General features: G+C 65.3%; 17 protein-coding genes. 3 read left to right on the forward strand and 14 right to left on the reverse strand.

All coding sequences use genetic code 11. The features are described 5' to 3' along the window. Together IV113_RS05515 and hemN are read right to left on the reverse strand one after the other, a co-directional pair. On the reverse strand, positions 1–672 hold the full coding sequence (locus tag IV113_RS05515) for a sulfite exporter TauE/SafE family protein (protein ID WP_291081642.1): 672 nt from the start codon (positions 670–672) through the stop codon (positions 1–3). A 19-nt stretch (positions 673–691) separates the two neighbouring features. Continuing rightward, complete coding sequence (hemN, locus tag IV113_RS05520) at positions 692–2071, reverse strand: oxygen-independent coproporphyrinogen III oxidase (protein ID WP_291081643.1); 1380 nt, start codon at positions 2069–2071, stop codon at positions 692–694. A gap of 147 nt (positions 2072–2218) precedes the next feature. On the opposite strand from hemN, the gene fnr reads away from it, so the two are divergent. After that, a complete protein-coding gene (gene fnr / locus IV113_RS05525; protein WP_291081644.1) occupies positions 2219–2938 on the forward strand; it encodes a fumarate/nitrate reduction transcriptional regulator Fnr in 720 nt (239 codons plus the stop codon). A 32-nt stretch (positions 2939–2970) separates the two neighbouring features. Here the strand turns inward: fnr and IV113_RS05530 are convergent, their stop codons facing one another. The 9 genes from IV113_RS05530 to IV113_RS05570 form a co-directional block, all read right to left on the reverse strand. Continuing rightward, entirely contained in the window at positions 2971–3201 is a 231-nt protein-coding gene (locus tag IV113_RS05530; protein ID WP_291081645.1) for a hypothetical protein, read from the reverse strand. A gap of 31 nt (positions 3202–3232) precedes the next feature. Next, a complete protein-coding gene (locus tag IV113_RS05535; RefSeq protein ID WP_291081646.1) occupies positions 3233–3520 on the reverse strand; it encodes a hypothetical protein in 288 nt (95 codons plus the stop codon). 25 nt (positions 3521–3545) lie between these two features. Then, positions 3546–4919 carry a cytochrome c oxidase accessory protein CcoG gene (gene ccoG, locus IV113_RS05540; RefSeq protein ID WP_291081671.1) on the reverse strand — a complete coding sequence of 458 codons (1374 nt, stop codon included), beginning with the start codon at positions 4917–4919 and terminating at the stop codon, positions 3546–3548. 84 nt (positions 4920–5003) lie between these two features. Further along, a complete protein-coding gene (ccoP, locus tag IV113_RS05545) occupies positions 5004–5921 on the reverse strand; it encodes a cytochrome-c oxidase, cbb3-type subunit III (RefSeq protein WP_291081647.1) in 918 nt (305 codons plus the stop codon). 33 nt (positions 5922–5954) lie between these two features. Continuing rightward, positions 5955–6092, reverse strand: coding sequence for a cbb3-type cytochrome c oxidase subunit 3 (locus IV113_RS05550; protein WP_291081648.1), 138 nt, complete (start codon positions 6090–6092; stop codon positions 5955–5957). Positions 6093–6108: 16 nt separating this feature from the next. Continuing rightward, positions 6109–6735: a cytochrome-c oxidase, cbb3-type subunit II gene (ccoO, locus tag IV113_RS05555; RefSeq protein WP_291081649.1), complete on the reverse strand. Its 627-nt coding sequence runs from the start codon at positions 6733–6735 to the stop codon at positions 6109–6111. Positions 6736–6745: 10 nt separating this feature from the next. After that, positions 6746–8191 carry a cytochrome-c oxidase, cbb3-type subunit I gene (ccoN, locus tag IV113_RS05560; RefSeq protein ID WP_291081650.1) on the reverse strand — a complete coding sequence of 482 codons (1446 nt, stop codon included), beginning with the start codon at positions 8189–8191 and terminating at the stop codon, positions 6746–6748. A 78-nt stretch (positions 8192–8269) separates the two neighbouring features. Then, positions 8270–8407, reverse strand: a complete 138-nt coding sequence (gene ccoS, locus IV113_RS05565; RefSeq protein ID WP_159606574.1) for a cbb3-type cytochrome oxidase assembly protein CcoS — start codon at positions 8405–8407, stop codon at positions 8270–8272. Between the two features lie 42 nt (positions 8408–8449). Further along, entirely contained in the window at positions 8450–10843 is a 2394-nt protein-coding gene (locus tag IV113_RS05570; protein ID WP_291081651.1) for a cation-translocating P-type ATPase, read from the reverse strand. 79 nt (positions 10844–10922) lie between these two features. On the opposite strand from IV113_RS05570, the gene IV113_RS05575 reads away from it, so the two are divergent. After that, positions 10923–11366, forward strand: coding sequence for a universal stress protein (locus IV113_RS05575; RefSeq protein ID WP_056275014.1), 444 nt, complete (start codon positions 10923–10925; stop codon positions 11364–11366). Positions 11367–11433: 67 nt separating this feature from the next. Next, positions 11434–12798: an MATE family efflux transporter gene (locus IV113_RS05580; RefSeq protein WP_291081652.1), complete on the forward strand. Its 1365-nt coding sequence runs from the start codon at positions 11434–11436 to the stop codon at positions 12796–12798. 74 nt (positions 12799–12872) lie between these two features. On the opposite strand, the gene IV113_RS05585 is transcribed toward IV113_RS05580, so the two are convergent. The 3 genes from IV113_RS05585 to IV113_RS05595 are packed head-to-tail and all read right to left on the reverse strand — an operon-like array spanning position 12873 to position 16215. Further along, the gene (locus IV113_RS05585; protein WP_291081653.1) at positions 12873–14414 is read right to left on the reverse strand and encodes a malonyl-CoA synthase; all 1542 of its coding nucleotides are present in this window, start codon (positions 14412–14414) and stop codon (positions 12873–12875) included. Between the two features lie 44 nt (positions 14415–14458). Next, complete coding sequence (locus IV113_RS05590) at positions 14459–15220, reverse strand: enoyl-CoA hydratase-related protein (protein WP_291081654.1); 762 nt, start codon at positions 15218–15220, stop codon at positions 14459–14461. 8 nt (positions 15221–15228) lie between these two features. Beyond that, positions 15229–16215 carry a tripartite tricarboxylate transporter substrate binding protein gene (locus IV113_RS05595; RefSeq protein WP_291081655.1) on the reverse strand — a complete coding sequence of 329 codons (987 nt, stop codon included), beginning with the start codon at positions 16213–16215 and terminating at the stop codon, positions 15229–15231. Positions 16216–16231: the final 16 nt, after the last annotated feature.

Genomic DNA, 16231 nt, shown 5'->3' on the forward strand with positions numbered 1-16231 from the left:
TCACAGGCACCAGAGCCCGGTGGGCTGGGTGATGCCCATCCACAACGCCCACCCGGAGGTCACCGCCAGCGCCAGGCCGGCCAGCCGGATGCCCCAAGCGCCGGATCGCGCACCGTTCAGCCGCAGCAGCAGCCACGGAGCGGCGGTCAATGAGATCGAGGTGCCGATGGAAAACAACGCCATGATCGCCGCGCCCTCCAGCGCGTTGGCTGAGAGAGACGCCACCAGCAACGCCGAGTACAGCAAGCCGCAGGGCATCAGCGCCCAGGCCACGCCCAGCACCACCGGCGCGCGTTGGCCCATGGACATCAACACCGGACGTGCCTTGCGCCAGATGTTCTGACCCATGGTCTCGATCCAGGCCGGCTGGCGCGCGCGCCACAACAGCGTCATGCCCAGCAGCAAGGCCGCCACGTGGAACGAGGTCCACACCGGGCGGATCACCGTGGTGTTGGTGCCCAGCCAGGCCAAGCCTTGAACGGAGCCTGCAGCGAAAGCACCGAACAGCGCATAGCCGACCATGCGGCTGACCTGGAAGGTCCACAGGGCCTGTGTGCTGCGCACACCCGCGGCACGGCTGATGCCGGCGCAGGCCGCGCCGCACATGGCCACGCAGTGGGGGCCGCCCACCACGCCCATGAACAGGGCCGTGATCGCCATCGAGGTTTGCATGGGGCCAATGTAGTGCAGCTCAGATGATCCTGGAGAACCGCGCGCGGTCCTGGTCCACCCGCAGGTGTTTGTCGAACACCATGGCGATGGCACGCACCAGGTACCAGCCTGCCTCGGTCACCTGCAGCCCGGCCTCGTCCATGCGCACCAGCCCGTGCTCGGCCAAGCCCTCGAGGATCTCCAGCTCGGGCGCGAAATGGCTCCTGAAATCGATCAGGTGCCCGAGTTCGATCGACTCGAACTGCAGTTCGCCCTGGCACATCAAGGACATGATCACCGCGCGGCGCAGCAGGTCGTCGCGCGTGAGCGCCAGTCCGCGCACGATCGGCAGGCGGCCTTGGTCGAGCATGTCGCGGTACTCCTCCAGCGTCTTGGCATTCTGGCTGTAGGTGGCACCGATGCGGCCAATGGCCGAAACGCCGAGTGCGATCAGGTCGCAGTCGGGCTGGGTGCTGTAGCCCTGGAAGTTGCGGTGCAGCCGGCCCTGGCGCTTGGCCACGGCCAAGGCGTCGGTGGGCAGGGCAAAGTGGTCCATGCCCACGTACACGTAGCCAGCGTCCTGCAGGGCGTCGAGTGAAGCCGACAGCATGGACAGCTTGGCGCTGCCGCTGGGCAGCTCGGCAGCGATGATGCGCCGCTGCGGTTTGAAGCGCGAGGGCAGGTGCGCATAGGCGTAGAGCGCGATCCGGTCCGGGCGCAACTCATTGACCTGCGCGAGCGTGCGTGCAAAAGATTCGGGGGTCTGCAAAGGCAGGCCGTAGATCAGGTCGACATTGATCGATTCGAAGCCGATGCGCCGCGCCGCAGCCACCAAGGCGAACACCTGCTCTGCAGGCTGGATGCGGTGCACCGCCTTTTGCACAGTGGGGTCGAAATCCTGCACGCCGAAGCTCAGGCGGTTGAAGCCCAGACGGGCCAGCGTGCGCAACCGCTCTTCGGTCACGGTGCGCGGATCCACCTCGATCGAATACTCGCCGCCCGGCACCAGCGTGAAATGCGAGCGCAGCATGCTCATGAGGTCTTCAAGCTCGCTGTCCGACAGGAAGGTCGGCGTGCCGCCGCCCAGATGCAGCTGCGACACGTTCTGGCCCGAACCGACGTGTGCCACCTGCAGTTCCACCTCCAGCGCAAGGTAGCGCAGGTATTCGGCGGCTCGTTCGTGGTGCTTGGTGATCACCTTGTTGCAGGCGCAGTAATAGCAAACCGATTCGCAGAACGGAATGTGCACATACAGCGAGAGCGGCAACGCCATCGATCCCACCTTGCGCTGCTCAAGCGCCTGAACGTAGTCCTGCTCAGTGAAAGCTTCAACAAAGCGGTCGGCGGTGGGGTACGAGGTGTAGCGCGGTCCGGGGATGTCGAACCGGCGAAGCAAGTCATCGGAAATGGTGTGGCTCACAGGTGTCTCCCAATCAATGGGGCCACTGTGCAGCACCACAGCGCTGCAGCCCTTGATCTTCATCAACAGACGGCACGGCGAACGGCTCTTCTCCATGGACACCCCAGGGGGGTATGCTGTCACCTGTCACACATTCCCGGATTCTGTATGGATGCCCACACGATCAAAGTTGCCTGCTCCAGCTGCAACCTGCGCGAACTCTGTCTGCCCATGGGCTTGAACCCGGACGAGATGGACAAACTGGATCGCGTGATATCCACCCGCAAGCGCATCAAGCGCGGTCAACCGCTCTTCAACGTGGGTGACAAGTTCACCTCCCTCTACGCCGTGCGCTCGGGCTTTTTCAAGACCTGCGTGACCACCGCAGACGGCCGCGACCAGGTGACCGGCTTCCAGATGACGGGCGAGATCATCGGCATGGACGGCATCGTGAGCGACCACCACTCCTGCGACGCCATCGCGCTGGAAGACGCCGAGGTCTGCATCATGCCGTTCGATCAGGTCGAGGAGCTCTCGCGTGAATTCACCACGCTGCAGCACCACGTGCACAAGATCCTGAGCCGCGAGATCGTGCGCGAGCACGGCGTGATGCTGCTGTTGGGCAGCATGCGGGCCGAGGAACGGCTGGCTGCCTTCCTGCTCAACCTGGTGCAGCGCCTGCACGCGCGCGGCTTCTCACAATCCGAATTCGTGCTGCGCATGACGCGCGAGGAGATCGGCAGCTACCTGGGCATGAAACTGGAGACGGTGAGCCGCACGTTCTCCAAGTTCGTGGAGGACGGCATCATCGACGTGAAGCAGCGTTACGTGCACATCAAGAACGTCGACGCCCTCCGGCAGATCGTCAACCCTCAAACCTGTTCCTGAAGCCCCCACGCTGCGCCCCAAGGCGGATCCGTTCAAAGCTCCGACGGCGGCACGGCTAAAAGCGTGGTGAGCGCACTCGACGCCATCGTCAACCCCCAGAACACGAAAAACGCCAGCGTGTAGACCGCTTCACGCGAGAGCGCCAGCGGCGAGCCGAACCAGTGCAGGTCGCTCGGGTCCACCAGCGCAAACACGATCATCTCCAGCACGGCCGCCACCAGGAAGGCTGGCCATGCGATCCACATCAGGCGTTTTCCCCACATGGGCTGGTCTCCCTGTTGTTGTGGTGGCGGATCACTGGGCCGGGATGACCGGTGAAGCGGCGTTGTTGCGCGCCTGGTGGGCCGGCTGCAACTTGGCCAGCGCGTCGATGCGCGCCTGGCCTTGCAAGGCATGGGCGGCCTTGAAGTCGCGCTGGTAGTCGGCCTTGTTGAGCACCGGGTCGGCACCGTTGATGGCGAAGAAGGCGGCGGTGAGACTGGCTGCCACGCCCACCAGCGGCGCGCCCACCACCAGCCACATCTGCGGGGTGCGCCACCAGGCAGGGGCCGGGGCAGTCGTCATGGCATGGGATGAACTCATGGAAATCTCCTGAATAGGGGCTGGGTCAACGCGGCACGAGGAAGGCGGCCTTCTCGGTCACGCGGGCCACGTCGTCGCCGGTGGAACTGATGTTGAACTGGATCGGATGTGAGCCGCTCTCCGCCGTGCCGGGCGGGATCTGAACCCGCACCGCGGCCGAGCGCACCTCGGTGGGCAACACCTCGACCTCGGTCAGCGGGTCCAGCGTGATGCCCGGCAGGCCGGAGACGGTGATGGCGTAGCGCTGCGTCTTCTCGGTGGCGTTCATGATCTGCAGGCGGTACACGTTTTCGATGCGGCCCTGCTCCACCATGCGCGCCAGCGACCCGCGGTCACGCATCACGTCCACCCGCAGGGGCGTTCGCATGAACAGGCTCACACCCACCGCGGCGGTGATGGTCAACAGAATGGCCGAATACACCAGCACGCGCGGGCGCATCGCGCGCTTGAGCATCTGCTTCGTGTTCCAGCCCTGCTCCACGCCGTTCTGGGTTGAAAACTTGATGAGGCCGCGCGGGTAGTTCATCCTGTCCATCACGTCATCGCACACGTCAACACACGCTGCGCAACCAATGCACTCGTACTGCAGGCCCTTGCGGATGTCGATGCCGGTGGGGCAGACCTGCACACACAAGGTGCAGTCCACACACGAGCCCAGGCCCAGCGCCACCGGGTCGGCCTTCTTCGAGCGCGGACCACGCGGCTCGCCACGCTTCTCGTCGTAGGTCACGATCATCGTGTCCTTGTCGAACATCGCGCTCTGGAAACGCGCGTACGGGCACATGTATTTGCACACCTGCTCGCGCAGGAAGCCGGCGTTGCCGTAGGTGGCAAAGCCGTAGAAGAAGATCCAGAAGGTCTGCCAGGGACCGAGCGAGGCGGCCAGGGACAGGGCAGCGAGCTCGCGGATGGGCGTGAAGTAGCCGACAAAGGTGAAGCCGGTCCACAGCGCAAAGGTGATCCACAGCACCTGCTTGAGCACGCGTTTGCCGAGCTTGGAGGCCGACATGTTCGCCGCGTCCAGTCGCAGGCGGGCCGAGCGGTCGCCCTCCACCTTCTTCTCGATCCACAGGAAGATCTCGGTGTACACCGTCTGCGGGCAGGCAAAGCCGCACCACAGCCGCCCGGCCACCGCGGTGAACAGGAACAGCGAGAGCGCCGAGATGACCAGCAGGCCCGTGAGGTAAATGAAATCCTGCGGGTAAAGCACCAGACCGAAGATGTAGAAGCGCCGCACCTCCAGATCGAACAACACAGCCTGGCGCGCATTCCACTCCAGCCAGGGCAGACCGTAAAAAACGATCTGTGTTATCCACACCATGAGCCAGCGCCAGTTGGAAAACACACCCGAGACCGAGCGCGGATGGATCTTCTGGCTCGCCGCGTACAGCGACACCATCACATCGTCGTCTGCGGGCGCAGGCACGATGGGAATGACGGTGGCTGCGGGCTTGGCGGTGGACACGGGTGGATTCAACAGGACTCAGTTGGCCGCGCCAGGGGGCTTGTTGGACATGCCCCAGACATAGGCCGTCAGCACGTGAATCTGGTCGGCATTGAGCTTGCCCGCCTGCGCCGGCATCTGGTTGGTGAAACCATTGGTCACGGCGCGCGTGATGGCTTCTTCGCCCCAGCCGTGCAGCCAGATGCCATCGGTCAGGTTGGGTGCGCCCAGCGCGGTGTTGCCCTTGCCGTCGGCGCCATGGCAGGCGGCACAAACGGCAAACTTGGCGCGGCCTTGCGATGCGCGAATCGAGTCGTGCGGCGTGGCCGACAGGCTCAAGACGTAGTGGGCCACATTGCGAACGTCGTCGGGCGTGCCCACGGCAGCAGCCAAGGGGGGCATCATGCCGATGCGGCCCTGCGTGAGCGTGGTCTTGATGGCGGCGGGGTCCCCGCCGTGCAGCCAGTCACCGTCGGTGAGGTTGGGAAAGCTGCGGGCGCCACGCGCGTCCGAGCCGTGGCACTGCGCGCAGTTGTTCATGTACAGCCGCTCACCCACGGCCATGGCCGGCGCGTCACCCGACAGTTGCTCGGGCGAGAGGCCGTTGAATCGCGCGTAAATGGGGGCGATGTCCTGCTGAGCCTTGTCCACCTCGGCCTGGTGCTGGCCTTGCGACGTCCAGCCCAGCAGGCCTTGGTATTTGCCGAAGGTGGGGTACAGCACGCCGTAGACCAGCGCGAAGATCACCGTGATGATGAACAGGTAGACCCACCACCGTGGCAGCGGGTTGTTCATCTCTTGCAGGTCCTCGTCCCACACGTGGCCAGTGGTGTTGTCGGCCCGGGCCTTGACCTTGGTCGTGCCGCTGATCCACAGCAGGACCACGCAGGCCAGGATGCTGACCAGGGTCAGCCCGGCCACATACCAGGACCAGAATTCGCTGGTGAAATCACTCATGATGTTTCTCTTGTTCTGACGGGTTCGCGGGGTTCATTCATCCTGAAAAGGCAGCTGCGCTGCCTCATCGAAGCGGTCCTTGTTCCGCTTGGACCAGGCCCAGACCACGATGCCCAGGAAGGTCAGCATGCTGACCACGGTGACGATGCTGCGCAGGTCGTTGATGTCCATGGTGTCCTCCGTGGGGTTACTTGATCGCGGTGCCGAGCACCTGCAGATAGGCCACCAGCGCGTCGAGCTCGCTCTTGCCCTTCACGTCGGCAATGGAGGCTGCGATCTCTTCGTCGGTGTAGGGTGCGCCCAATGTGCGCAGCACTTCCATGCGTCGGGGAACACCCGCTTCGCTGACGGTCTTCTTCTCCAGCCACGGGTAGGCCGGCATGTTCGACTCGGGCACCAGATCGCGCGGATTGGTCAAGTGCACGCGGTGCCACTCGTCGCTGTAGCGCCCGCCCACTCGGTGCAGGTCGGGCCCGGTGCGCTTGCTGCCCCACTGGAAGGGCCGGTCGTACACGAACTCACCCGCCAGCGAGTAGTGGCCATAACGCAGCGTCTCGGCCTGCAGCGGACGGATCATCTGCGAGTGGCAGTTGTAGCAACCTTCCCGCACGTAGATGTCGCGCCCGACGATCTGCAGCGCGCTGTAAGGTTTGAGGCCCTCCACCGGCAGGGTCGTGGACTTCTGGAAGAACAGCGGAACGATTTCCACCAGTCCGCCGACCGCGATCACCAGCACGATGAGCACGATCATCAGGAAGTTGTTGGTCTCGATCCGCTCGTGCGTGAAACCTTGGGGCTTGTCTTGGTTGGCCATGGTGTTGTCCTCAGGCGTGAGCGGGGTTGAGCGCGGGAATGCGCACGTCCTGCGCCAACCCGGTCCTGACCGTCATGAACGTGTTCCACAGCATCACCACCATGCCGCCGAGGTACAGCAGACCACCCAGCAGGCGAATCACATAGAACGGGAAGGTGGCCTTGACCGACTCCACGAAGGTGTAGGTGAGACTGCCGTCGGGGTTGATCGAGCGCCACATCAGGCCCTGCATCACACCGGCGATCCACATGGCGGCGATGTAGAGCACGATGCCGATGGTGGCGACCCAGAAGTGCAGTTCGATCGCGGGCACCGAATACATCTTCTTCTGGCCGTACAGGCGCGGGATCAGGTAGTACATGGAACCCATGGTCACCAGACCGACCCAGCCCAGGGCGCCGGAGTGCACGTGGCCCACGGTCCAGTCGGTGTAGTGCGAGAGGGCGTTGACCGTCTTGATCGACATCATCGGACCCTCGAAGGTCGACATGCCGTAGAACGAGAGCGAGACGATCAGGAAGCGCAGGATGGGGTCGTCGCGCAGTTTGTGCCAGGCGCCCGAGAGCGTCATGATGCCGTTGATCATGCCGCCCCAGCTGGGCGCGAGCAGGATGAGCGAGAAGACCATGCCGACCGACTGTGTCCAGTCGGGCAGCGCGGTGTAGTGCAGGTGGTGCGGGCCGGCCCACATGTAGGTGAAGATCAGCGCCCAGAAGTGCACGATCGACAGGCGGTACGAGTACACCGGGCGCTCGGCCTGCTTGGGGATGAAGTAATACATCATCCCGAGGAAGCCGGCCGTGAGGAAGAAGCCCACCGCGTTGTGGCCGTACCACCACTGCACCATGGCGTCCTGCACGCCGGCGTAGGCCGAGTAGCTCTTGAACATGTCCACCGGCAAGGCAGCGGCGTTGACGATGTGCAGCATGGCCACGGCGAGGATGAAGGAGCCGAAGAACCAGTTGGCCACGTAGATATGACGCACCTTGCGCAAACCGATGGTGCCGAAGAACACCACCGCGTAGGCCACCCAGACCACCGCGATCAGGATGTCGATCGGCCATTCGAGTTCGGCGTATTCCTTGCCCTGCGTGAGGCCCAGTGGCAGCGTGATCGCGGCCAGCACGATCACCAGTTGCCAACCCCAGAAGGTGAAGGCCGCCAGGCCGTCGGAGAAGATTCGCGTCTGGCAGGTGCGCTGCACCACGTAATAGCTGGAGGCAAAGAGCCCGCAGCCGCCAAAGGCAAAGATCACCGCGTTGGTGTGCAGCGGCCGCAAGCGGCCGTAAGACAACCATTCAATGCCCAGATTGAGCTCGGGCCAGGTGAGCTGGGCGGCAATGATCACCCCCACCAGCATGCCCACCACCCCCCACACCACCGTCATGATGGCGAACTGCCGCACCACTTTGTCGTTGTAGACCGCCGACGGGCTGGCCTTGTTTGTCACGGACATACAGAACTCCTCGCAAATGTCACTGATGGAAGTGTCTTGCGCGCCAGAGCTCTGAGCCTTGACCTACATCAAGCGAGCTCAATCGCTTTTCAGGATCCGCTCACCTTCGCGCTCGATGTTGTCAAACTGCCCCGACTGCAAGGCCCACCAGAACACGCCGATGATTCCGAACACGAGCAGCACGGAGAGCGGAATCAGCAGATAGAGGATGTCCATGGGTGGTGGGCTCTCGGAATCGTTGGAAAGGTTCGGCTCATGCTACGCCGATGCGGGCGCGGCAACCGGGTTGGCTGGCGAGGAATCGGGGGTCTTTCCGGCCAGGCGCAGGGCGTTGCCGATCACCAGCAGCGAGCTGCCCGCCATGCCCAGGCCGGCCACCCACGGCGGCATCCAGCCCACCAGGGCCAGCGGCACGGCCACCACGTTGTAGGCCGCGGCCCAGATGAGGTTCTGCCGCACGACGCGCAGTGTGGCGCGCGCCTGCGTGAGCGTGTGCACCACGTCCATCACCCGCCCTCCCTGGATCACATAGTCCGACTGGGCCTGAGCGAGCGGCGCGGCCTGGCCCAGCGCAAACGAGGTGTCGGCGCGCGCGAGCACCGGGCCGTCGTTGAGGCCGTCACCCACCATGGCGATCGTCAAGCCCTGCGCTTGCAGGCGGGTCACTTCCACCAGCTTCTGCTCGGGTGTGGCGCCAGCGATCACATGGTCCACCCCCACCGCCTGGCCCACCGCCTCGGCGGCTGCTGCGCGGTCACCCGACAGCAGCCACGTGCGCACGCCCAGTGCGCGCAGTGCCTGCACCGCCTCGCGGGCGTCTTCGCGCAGCCCTTCTTCCAGCGTGAAGCTGGCCATCCAGCCAGCGTCGTCGCTCAGGTGGGCACGCGGTGCATCGTCCGGCGTGCCCGACGCGGGTGCGCCGCAGAACGTGGCCGAGCCCAGCCGCACGCCGGTGCCGTCGGCCAGACGGGCCTGCATGCCCTGCCCGGCCACTTCGGTCACATCCATCAGCGGCAGCCCCGACCCCTGGCTCGCCAGAGCACGAGAGACCGGGTGCAGCGAGCCCACCGCCAGAGCACCGGCCAGGGCCAGCGCCTGCTCGCGGCTCACGCCCGCCCGCGTGCTCACCTCACGCAACTCCAGCCGGTCGTGGGTCAGCGTGCCGGTCTTGTCGAAGACCACGGCGTTGACGCCGGCCAAAGTCTCGAACGCCTGTAGCCGGCGCACCAGCACGCCACGGCGCGCCAGCGCCCCGGCCGAACTCAGCATGGCCGCCGGTGTGGCCAGCGACAGCGCACACGGGCAGGTGACGATGAGCACCGCCACCGCCACGGCGAGTGCCCGCGTGTGATCGATCTGCCACCAATACACACCGGCCACGGCCGCTGCCAGCAACACCAGCAACAGAAATGGCGCGGCGACGCGGTCGGCCAGGATGGCCAGGCGCGGCTTCTCGGTGGAGGCCTGCTCCATCAGCTTGACGATCTGGGCAAAGCGCGTGTCGCGCCCCACCTGGGTCACGCGCATGCGCACCGGGCCACCCAGGTTGAAGCTGCCCGCCACCACGCCCTGCCCTTGCGCGCGGCTCAGCGGGCGTGACTCGCCGGTGAGCAGGGCCTCGTCCACCGTCGCGTGCTCGCTCAGCAGCTCACCGTCGGCCGGAAAAGCCTGCCCCGCCTGCACCCGCACGGCATCCCCCACCGCCAATCGGCGGATCGACACGGTCTCCAGTCCTTTCGCGGTTTCGCGCTCGCAGACCTCGGGCAGGCGGTTCATCAGGCTGTCGAGCGCGCCGGCCGTGCGGTCGCGTGCCTTGAATTCGAGGTACCGCCCGCCAAGCAGGAAGAACACGAACATGGTCAAGGAGTCGAACCAGACTTCCGCGCCCCAGGGGCCGGCTGGGTCAAAGGTGGCGGCCGAGCTCACCAGGAAGGTGACGAGAATGCCAATGGAAACTGGCGTGTCCATGCCCACGCGGCCATGTTTCAGGTCGCGCCAGGCGCTCTCGAAAAATGGACCGCTGGCGAAGAACACCACCGGCAGGCTGATCACCCAGCTCGCCCAGCGCAGCAGCTGGTCGATGTCGGCCGGGATCTCGCCCGGCTCGGTCACATACGCGGGCCATGCGTACATCATCACCTGCATCATGCAAAAGCCCGCCACGAACAGGCGCCACAAACCCTGGCGCGTCTCGCGCAGGCGTTCGCTGATGCCCAAAGCCTGTTGCATGGGCAACAAGCGGTAACCGCGCTCGCCCACCACCAGCGCCAAGGCCGACATGCGGGTGGCCTGTGGATCCCAGCGCAGTGTGAGCCGGCGCGTGGCCGCGTGCACGCGCGCCTGCACCACCCCCGGCAAGCCCTGCAGGGCCGACTCCACCGTGTCGGCGCAGGCCGCGCAATACATGCCCTGCACCATCAACACCGAGTCGGCCAGTTCGCCTTCGGCCTGCTCGATGCGCTGGGTGAAAGTCTCCTGCTCCACCGGGTCGTCGAGCACGGCGAAGTTGTCGGTGACGGTGAGCGCGCCGCGATGCTCGCCCAACCAACTGGCAGCAGGCGGGACAGGGGTGGGTTCGGCGAGCGTGGACCGCACCGGGAGCGTGGACACGGCCTGGTTCATGGCTGGAGGGTAAGCGGGGTGTTCTTTCATGGGCTTGATCCAAGTCAACCACGAAGCGTTCACCTGCGCTACCCTGCGGATTCGAACAACAACCTTGAAGGAGCAAGCCATGTACAAGCGCATCCTGGTGGCCACGGACGGCTCCAAACTCTCCAAGATGGCGGTGGAGCATGCCCTCACCCTGGCCGATCTCACCGGCGCCGAGGTCGTGGCCCTGAAGGTGATCCCCCGTTATCCACAAACCTATTTCGAAGGTGGCGTGGCGCTGGCAGCCGCGGAGATCGCGCGCATCGAAGCCCAGTGGAACGAGGAAGCCCTGGCCGTGGTGAACGCGGTGAAGTCGGCCGGGCAACTGCGCGAGGTGAAGGTCAAGCCGGTCACGGTGAAGTCGGACTTGATTGCCGAGGCCATCATCGCCACAGCCAAGCGCAGCAAATGCGACCTGATCGTGATGGCCTCGCACGGCCGCCGAGGCCTGAAGCGACTCTTGCTGGGCAGCGAGACCCAGCAGGTGCTGACACATTCGCACACGCCCGTTCTCGTGCTGCGATGACTTGACCTCGGCCTCACAGGCCTGAGAGGTCCGGTGTAGAGTGGGCGCGCATTCACGCCCACCCTCCATGCCGCCCTCACCTCAAGCCGCGCCGACCTTCGTCACCGGCTCCACGCTCAGACACGTCATCAACATGACCGCCACCGGCTCCATCGGGCTGGCGGCGGTTTTTTTCGTCGACGTGCTCAACCTCTTCTACATCGCGCAGCTCGGGCAGAAGGAACTGGCGGCGGCGGTGGGCTACGCGGGCACGCTGCTGTTCTTCCTCACCTCGCTGGCCATCGGCCTGTCGATTGCGGCCACGGCATTGGCCTCGCGTGCCCTGGGGCGCGGCGAACGCGAACAAGCGAAGCTGATCGCCGGGGCCTCGCTGGTGCTCATGGCGCTGTTCATGGGTGGCGCCGTTCTGCTGGTCTTCCCCTGGCTGGCCGAACTGCTCGCCCTGCTTGGCGCCACGGGCGACACCGCCTCGCTCGCGCTGCGTTTCACCCGCTGGGTGCTGCCCTCGGCCGTGCCACTGGGCTTGGGCATGTGTCTGGCGGCGCTGCTGCGTTCGCTGGGGGATGCACGCCGAGCCATGTTCGTCACGCTGGGCGCAGGCGCCGTCTCTGCCGTGCTCGACCCGTTGCTCATCCTGGTTGTGGGCTGGGGGCTGGATGGCGCGGCCGTGGCCACGGTGCTGGCGCGATGCTCCATGGTGGTCATTGGCGTGCAGGCGCTGCGGGTGCACGGTCTGTTTGCGTGGCCGAGTGCGCCAGTGCTGCGCGGCAGCCTGAAGCCTTTCCTGGCGATTGGTGTGCCGGCCGTGTTGACCCAGGTGGCCACACCGGTGGGCAACGCTTTCGTGACCGCGGCCATCGCACCGTTTGGCGACAACGCGGTGGCGGGCTGGGCGGTCATCGTGCGGTTGATCCCGGTGGCCTTCGTGGCCCTGTTTGCGCTCTCGGGTTCGGTGGGGCCCATCCTCGGGCAGAACCTCGGCGCGCGAAGGTTCGACCGCCTGCGCAGCACGGTGCGCGACAGCCTGAAGGTGACGCTGGTCTACGTGCTCGTGGTCTGGCTGCTCATGGCCGTGGGCAGCGGCTTCATTGCCGATGCGTTCGGTGCAGAGGGAGAGGCGCGCGAGCTCATCGTGTTCTTCTGCGTGTTCGTGGCCGGAAGTTTCTTCTTCAACGGCGCGCTGTTTGTGGCAAACGCGGCCTTCAACAACCTGGGCTTTGCCTTCTACTCCACCGCGCTCAACTGGGGCCGGGCCACGCTGGGTGTGGCGCCCTTCATCTGGATCGGCGCGCAGTGGTTTGGTGCGCGCGGTGTATTGGCGGGTTACGGCCTGGGTGTTGTGGTGTTTGGTTTGATGGGGGTGTGGTTGAGTCGGCGGGTGCTGAGGCGGTTGGAACGCGAAGCCTCTTCTTCAGTCGTTGTTTCCGGCTAACGGTGATTGCCTGCGCTTCGCAGACCAACGAGGTCGTCGGCAGCCGGGCTGACCGGAGCAACACAGGAAGAAACTCAGGCGAACAGACCTTTGTGCTGATCGCGAAGCAGATTCTTCTGCACCTTCCCCATGGTGTTGCGCGGCAACTCTCCCACCACAAAGCAGCGCTTGGGAATCTTGAAATTGGCCAGCCGCGACTTGAGTGAAGCCAGTACCTGAGCCGAGTCCACCTGCGCACCAGGCTTGGCAATCAGCAGCGCCACCCCCACCTCGCCAAAGTCCGGGTGCGGCACCCCGATCACCGCACTCTCGGCCACGCCGGGCATCTCGTTGATATAACCCTCGATCTCGGCCGGGTAGACGTTGTAGCCACCGGAAATGATGAGGTCTTTGCTGCGGCCGACGATGTTCACGTAACCACGCTCGTCGATGCGGCCCACATCGCCGGTCTTGAAGAAGCCGTCGGCGGTGAACTCCTCTGCCGTCTTCTCGGGCATGCGCCAGTAGCCCTTGAAAATGTTGGGGCCACGCACCTGGATACCACCGATCTCGCCCGGTTGCGCCGCTTGGCCATCGTCGCCCATCACGCGCAACTCCACGCCCGGCAACGGGAAGCCCACCGTGCCGCCGCGTCGTTCGGTGGCACCACCGTAGCGCGCGTCGGCGCTGCAGGGGTTGGAGGTCAACATCGCGGTCTCGCTCATGCCGTAACGCTCCAGGATGGTGTGACCCGTGCGGTCCTTCCATTCGTTGAAGGTCTCGATCAGCAGCGGCGCCGAGCCCGAGATGAACAAGCGCATGTGGGAGGCCTGCTGTTTGGAGAGCGTGGGCTCGGCCAGCATGCGCGTGTAGAGCGTGGGCACGCCCATGAACACCGTGGCTTCGGAAAACTTGTTGATAGCCAGTTTGGGGTCGAACTTCGACATCCAGAACATCTTGCTGCCGTTGATCAGCGCACCGTGCATGGCCACGAACAGGCCGTGCACGTGGAAGATCGGCAACGCGTGGATCAAGACGTCATCCGGGCGCCAGCCCCAGTAGGTCTTGAGCACCTCGGCGTTGCTGCGCAGGTTGCCGTGCGTGAGCATGGCGCCCTTGCTGCGCCCGGTGGTGCCGCTGGTGTAGAGGATGGCGGCGAGGTCTTCGTCGCGGCGCACGGCCGGCGTGTGCCTGTCGCTCATGTGGGACGCACGCTCCAGCAGGCTGCCGGTGCGGTCGTCACCCAGGGTGAACACATGGCGCGTGCCGGCGGTGAAGGCGATCTTGCTGACCCAGCCGAACTGGCCCGGGCTGCACACCACCACGGCGGGTTCAGCGTTGCCGATGAAGTACTCAATCTCCGCGCTCTGGTAGGCGGTGTTGAGCGGCAGGAACACGTGTCCCGCGCGCAGCGTGGCCAGGTACAGCACCAGCGCTTCGACCGACTTCTCCACCTGCACGGCCACGCGCGACTCGGGTGGCAGCGCCAGCGAATCCAGCAGGTTGGCCACCATGGCCGAGGCGCGGTCGAGGTCTCGCCAGGAGTAGTTCAGACCATCGTCGGTCTCGATCGCCACACGGTCGAGGTCCTGCGGAAAGGCCGCGCGCAGGGCAGCAAAGAGGTTGAGGTTGCTCATGTTCTGGTCAACAAAATGGTGTGACAAAAAAATCAGAAAGTCCGTCAGAAAACCGGCGAGCGCTTGGCGAGGAACGCTGCAATGCCTTCGCGGTGTTCGGCGCTGTCGGCATACCGGTAGGCGCCCTCGCCTTCGGCCGCCGTCGAGCCTTGTGTGGCTCGCAAGGCTTGCTTGTTCAGGCGCGCGGCCTGCGGCGACAGCGCGCTGATGCGCTGAGCGCGCGCCAGCACGGCGGTTGAGAGCGTGCCGTCAGGCAACACGGTGTTGAGGAAGCCACGCGCCTTCATCTCGGTCGCGTCGAACACCGCCGCCTCCAGCAACATCTCGCGCGCGGTGGCGGCGCCGGCCTCGCGGGCCACCAATGCGGCTTCGCGCGGCGCCATCGGAAAACCCAGCTTCGCGATGGGCGCACCAAAGCGCGCGCCGCTGGCCGCCACGCGGATGTCGCAGCAGCTCGCGATCTCAACACCCGCGCCCATGCAGTTGCCTTCAATCTGCGCCAGCAGCGGCACGTCACACGCCAGCATGGCGCCCAGGCCACCCCACACATCGTCTTCATGGAAGTCGCGCAAGGCGGCTTCAACGAAGCGAAAGCCGGGGTACTCGGCGATGTCACCGCCGGCGCAGAAGTGTCCGCCTTCGCCCACGACGATCACGCAGCGCACATCGGTGCGCGCCTGCAGGTCGACAAAGACCCATTTCAGTTCGCGCCACATCGCACGCGACATGGCGTTGAACTTGCCCGGATGGGACAGCGTCACCCGCGCCAGCGTGTGTTCGATGGCGAGGTGAACCCGGCCCGACATGCTCACGCTCAATCGAGCTTGGCGCCAGAGGCCTTGACCACCGCGGCCCACTTGCGGATCTCGCCCTTGATGAACGCGTCGAACTGTGGACCGCTCACGTTGGCGAACTCCGCGCCCTGACTGGCCCAGACGGCCTTGGCTTCGTCGGTGCTCACCGCCTTGCGAATCTCTTCGGTAGCGCGGGACTGCGCATCGGCCGGTGTGCCCTTGGGCGCCCACACGCCGTACCAGGTGGTCACGTTGTACTCGGGCAGCCCCAGTTCGGTCGCGCAGGGCACGTCACGAAAAGCCGGACTGCGCTTGTTGCCCGAGACCATCAGCGCCTTGATGCGACCGCCCTTGATGTGGCCAGCCGAGGAGCCCAGACCATCGAACATCATGTCCACCTGGCCGGCAATGAGGTCGTTGAGCGCCGGGCCTGCGCCGCGGTAGGGAATGTGCGTGATGAAGGTTTTGGACTGTTGCTTGAACAGCTCACCCGCAAGGTGGTGCGAGGTACCGCCTCCGGCTGAGCCGTAGTTCAACTTGCCTGGGTTGGCCTTGACCTGCGCCAGGAACTCCTTGAAGCCAGCGCCCGGGATGTTCTTGGGGTTGACCACCAGCACCTGCGGCACGCTGGCCACCAGGATCAGCGGGACCAGGTCCGTCTCGATGTTGTAGTCCAACTTGGGGTACATGCTGGGCGCGATGGTGTGGTGCACCGCGCCCATGAACAGCGTGTAGCCATCAGGCACGGCCTTGGCCGCGATGCCCGCGCCCAGCGTGCCGCCAGCGCCTCCACGGTTGTCGATCACCAGGCTCTTGCCCGAGAGGCGCGTGAACTGCGCCGCCATGGGGCGGGCAAACGCGTCGGTGCCGCCACCGGCGGGGAACGGCACGATCATGGTCACCGGCTTGGTCGGCCAGGTGGACTGGGCGTACCCGGTGGTGCTGTAAACGGCAGCACCCGCGACGGCCGCTCGCAGGATGTCCCGGCGGTTCAAGTTTTCGGTCATGTTTTGTCTCCTGTGG

Origin of the sequence: Hydrogenophaga sp., from assembly GCF_018780385.1 — a bacterium.
In the GTDB taxonomy this organism is placed as follows: domain Bacteria; phylum Pseudomonadota; class Gammaproteobacteria; order Burkholderiales; family Burkholderiaceae_C; genus Hydrogenophaga.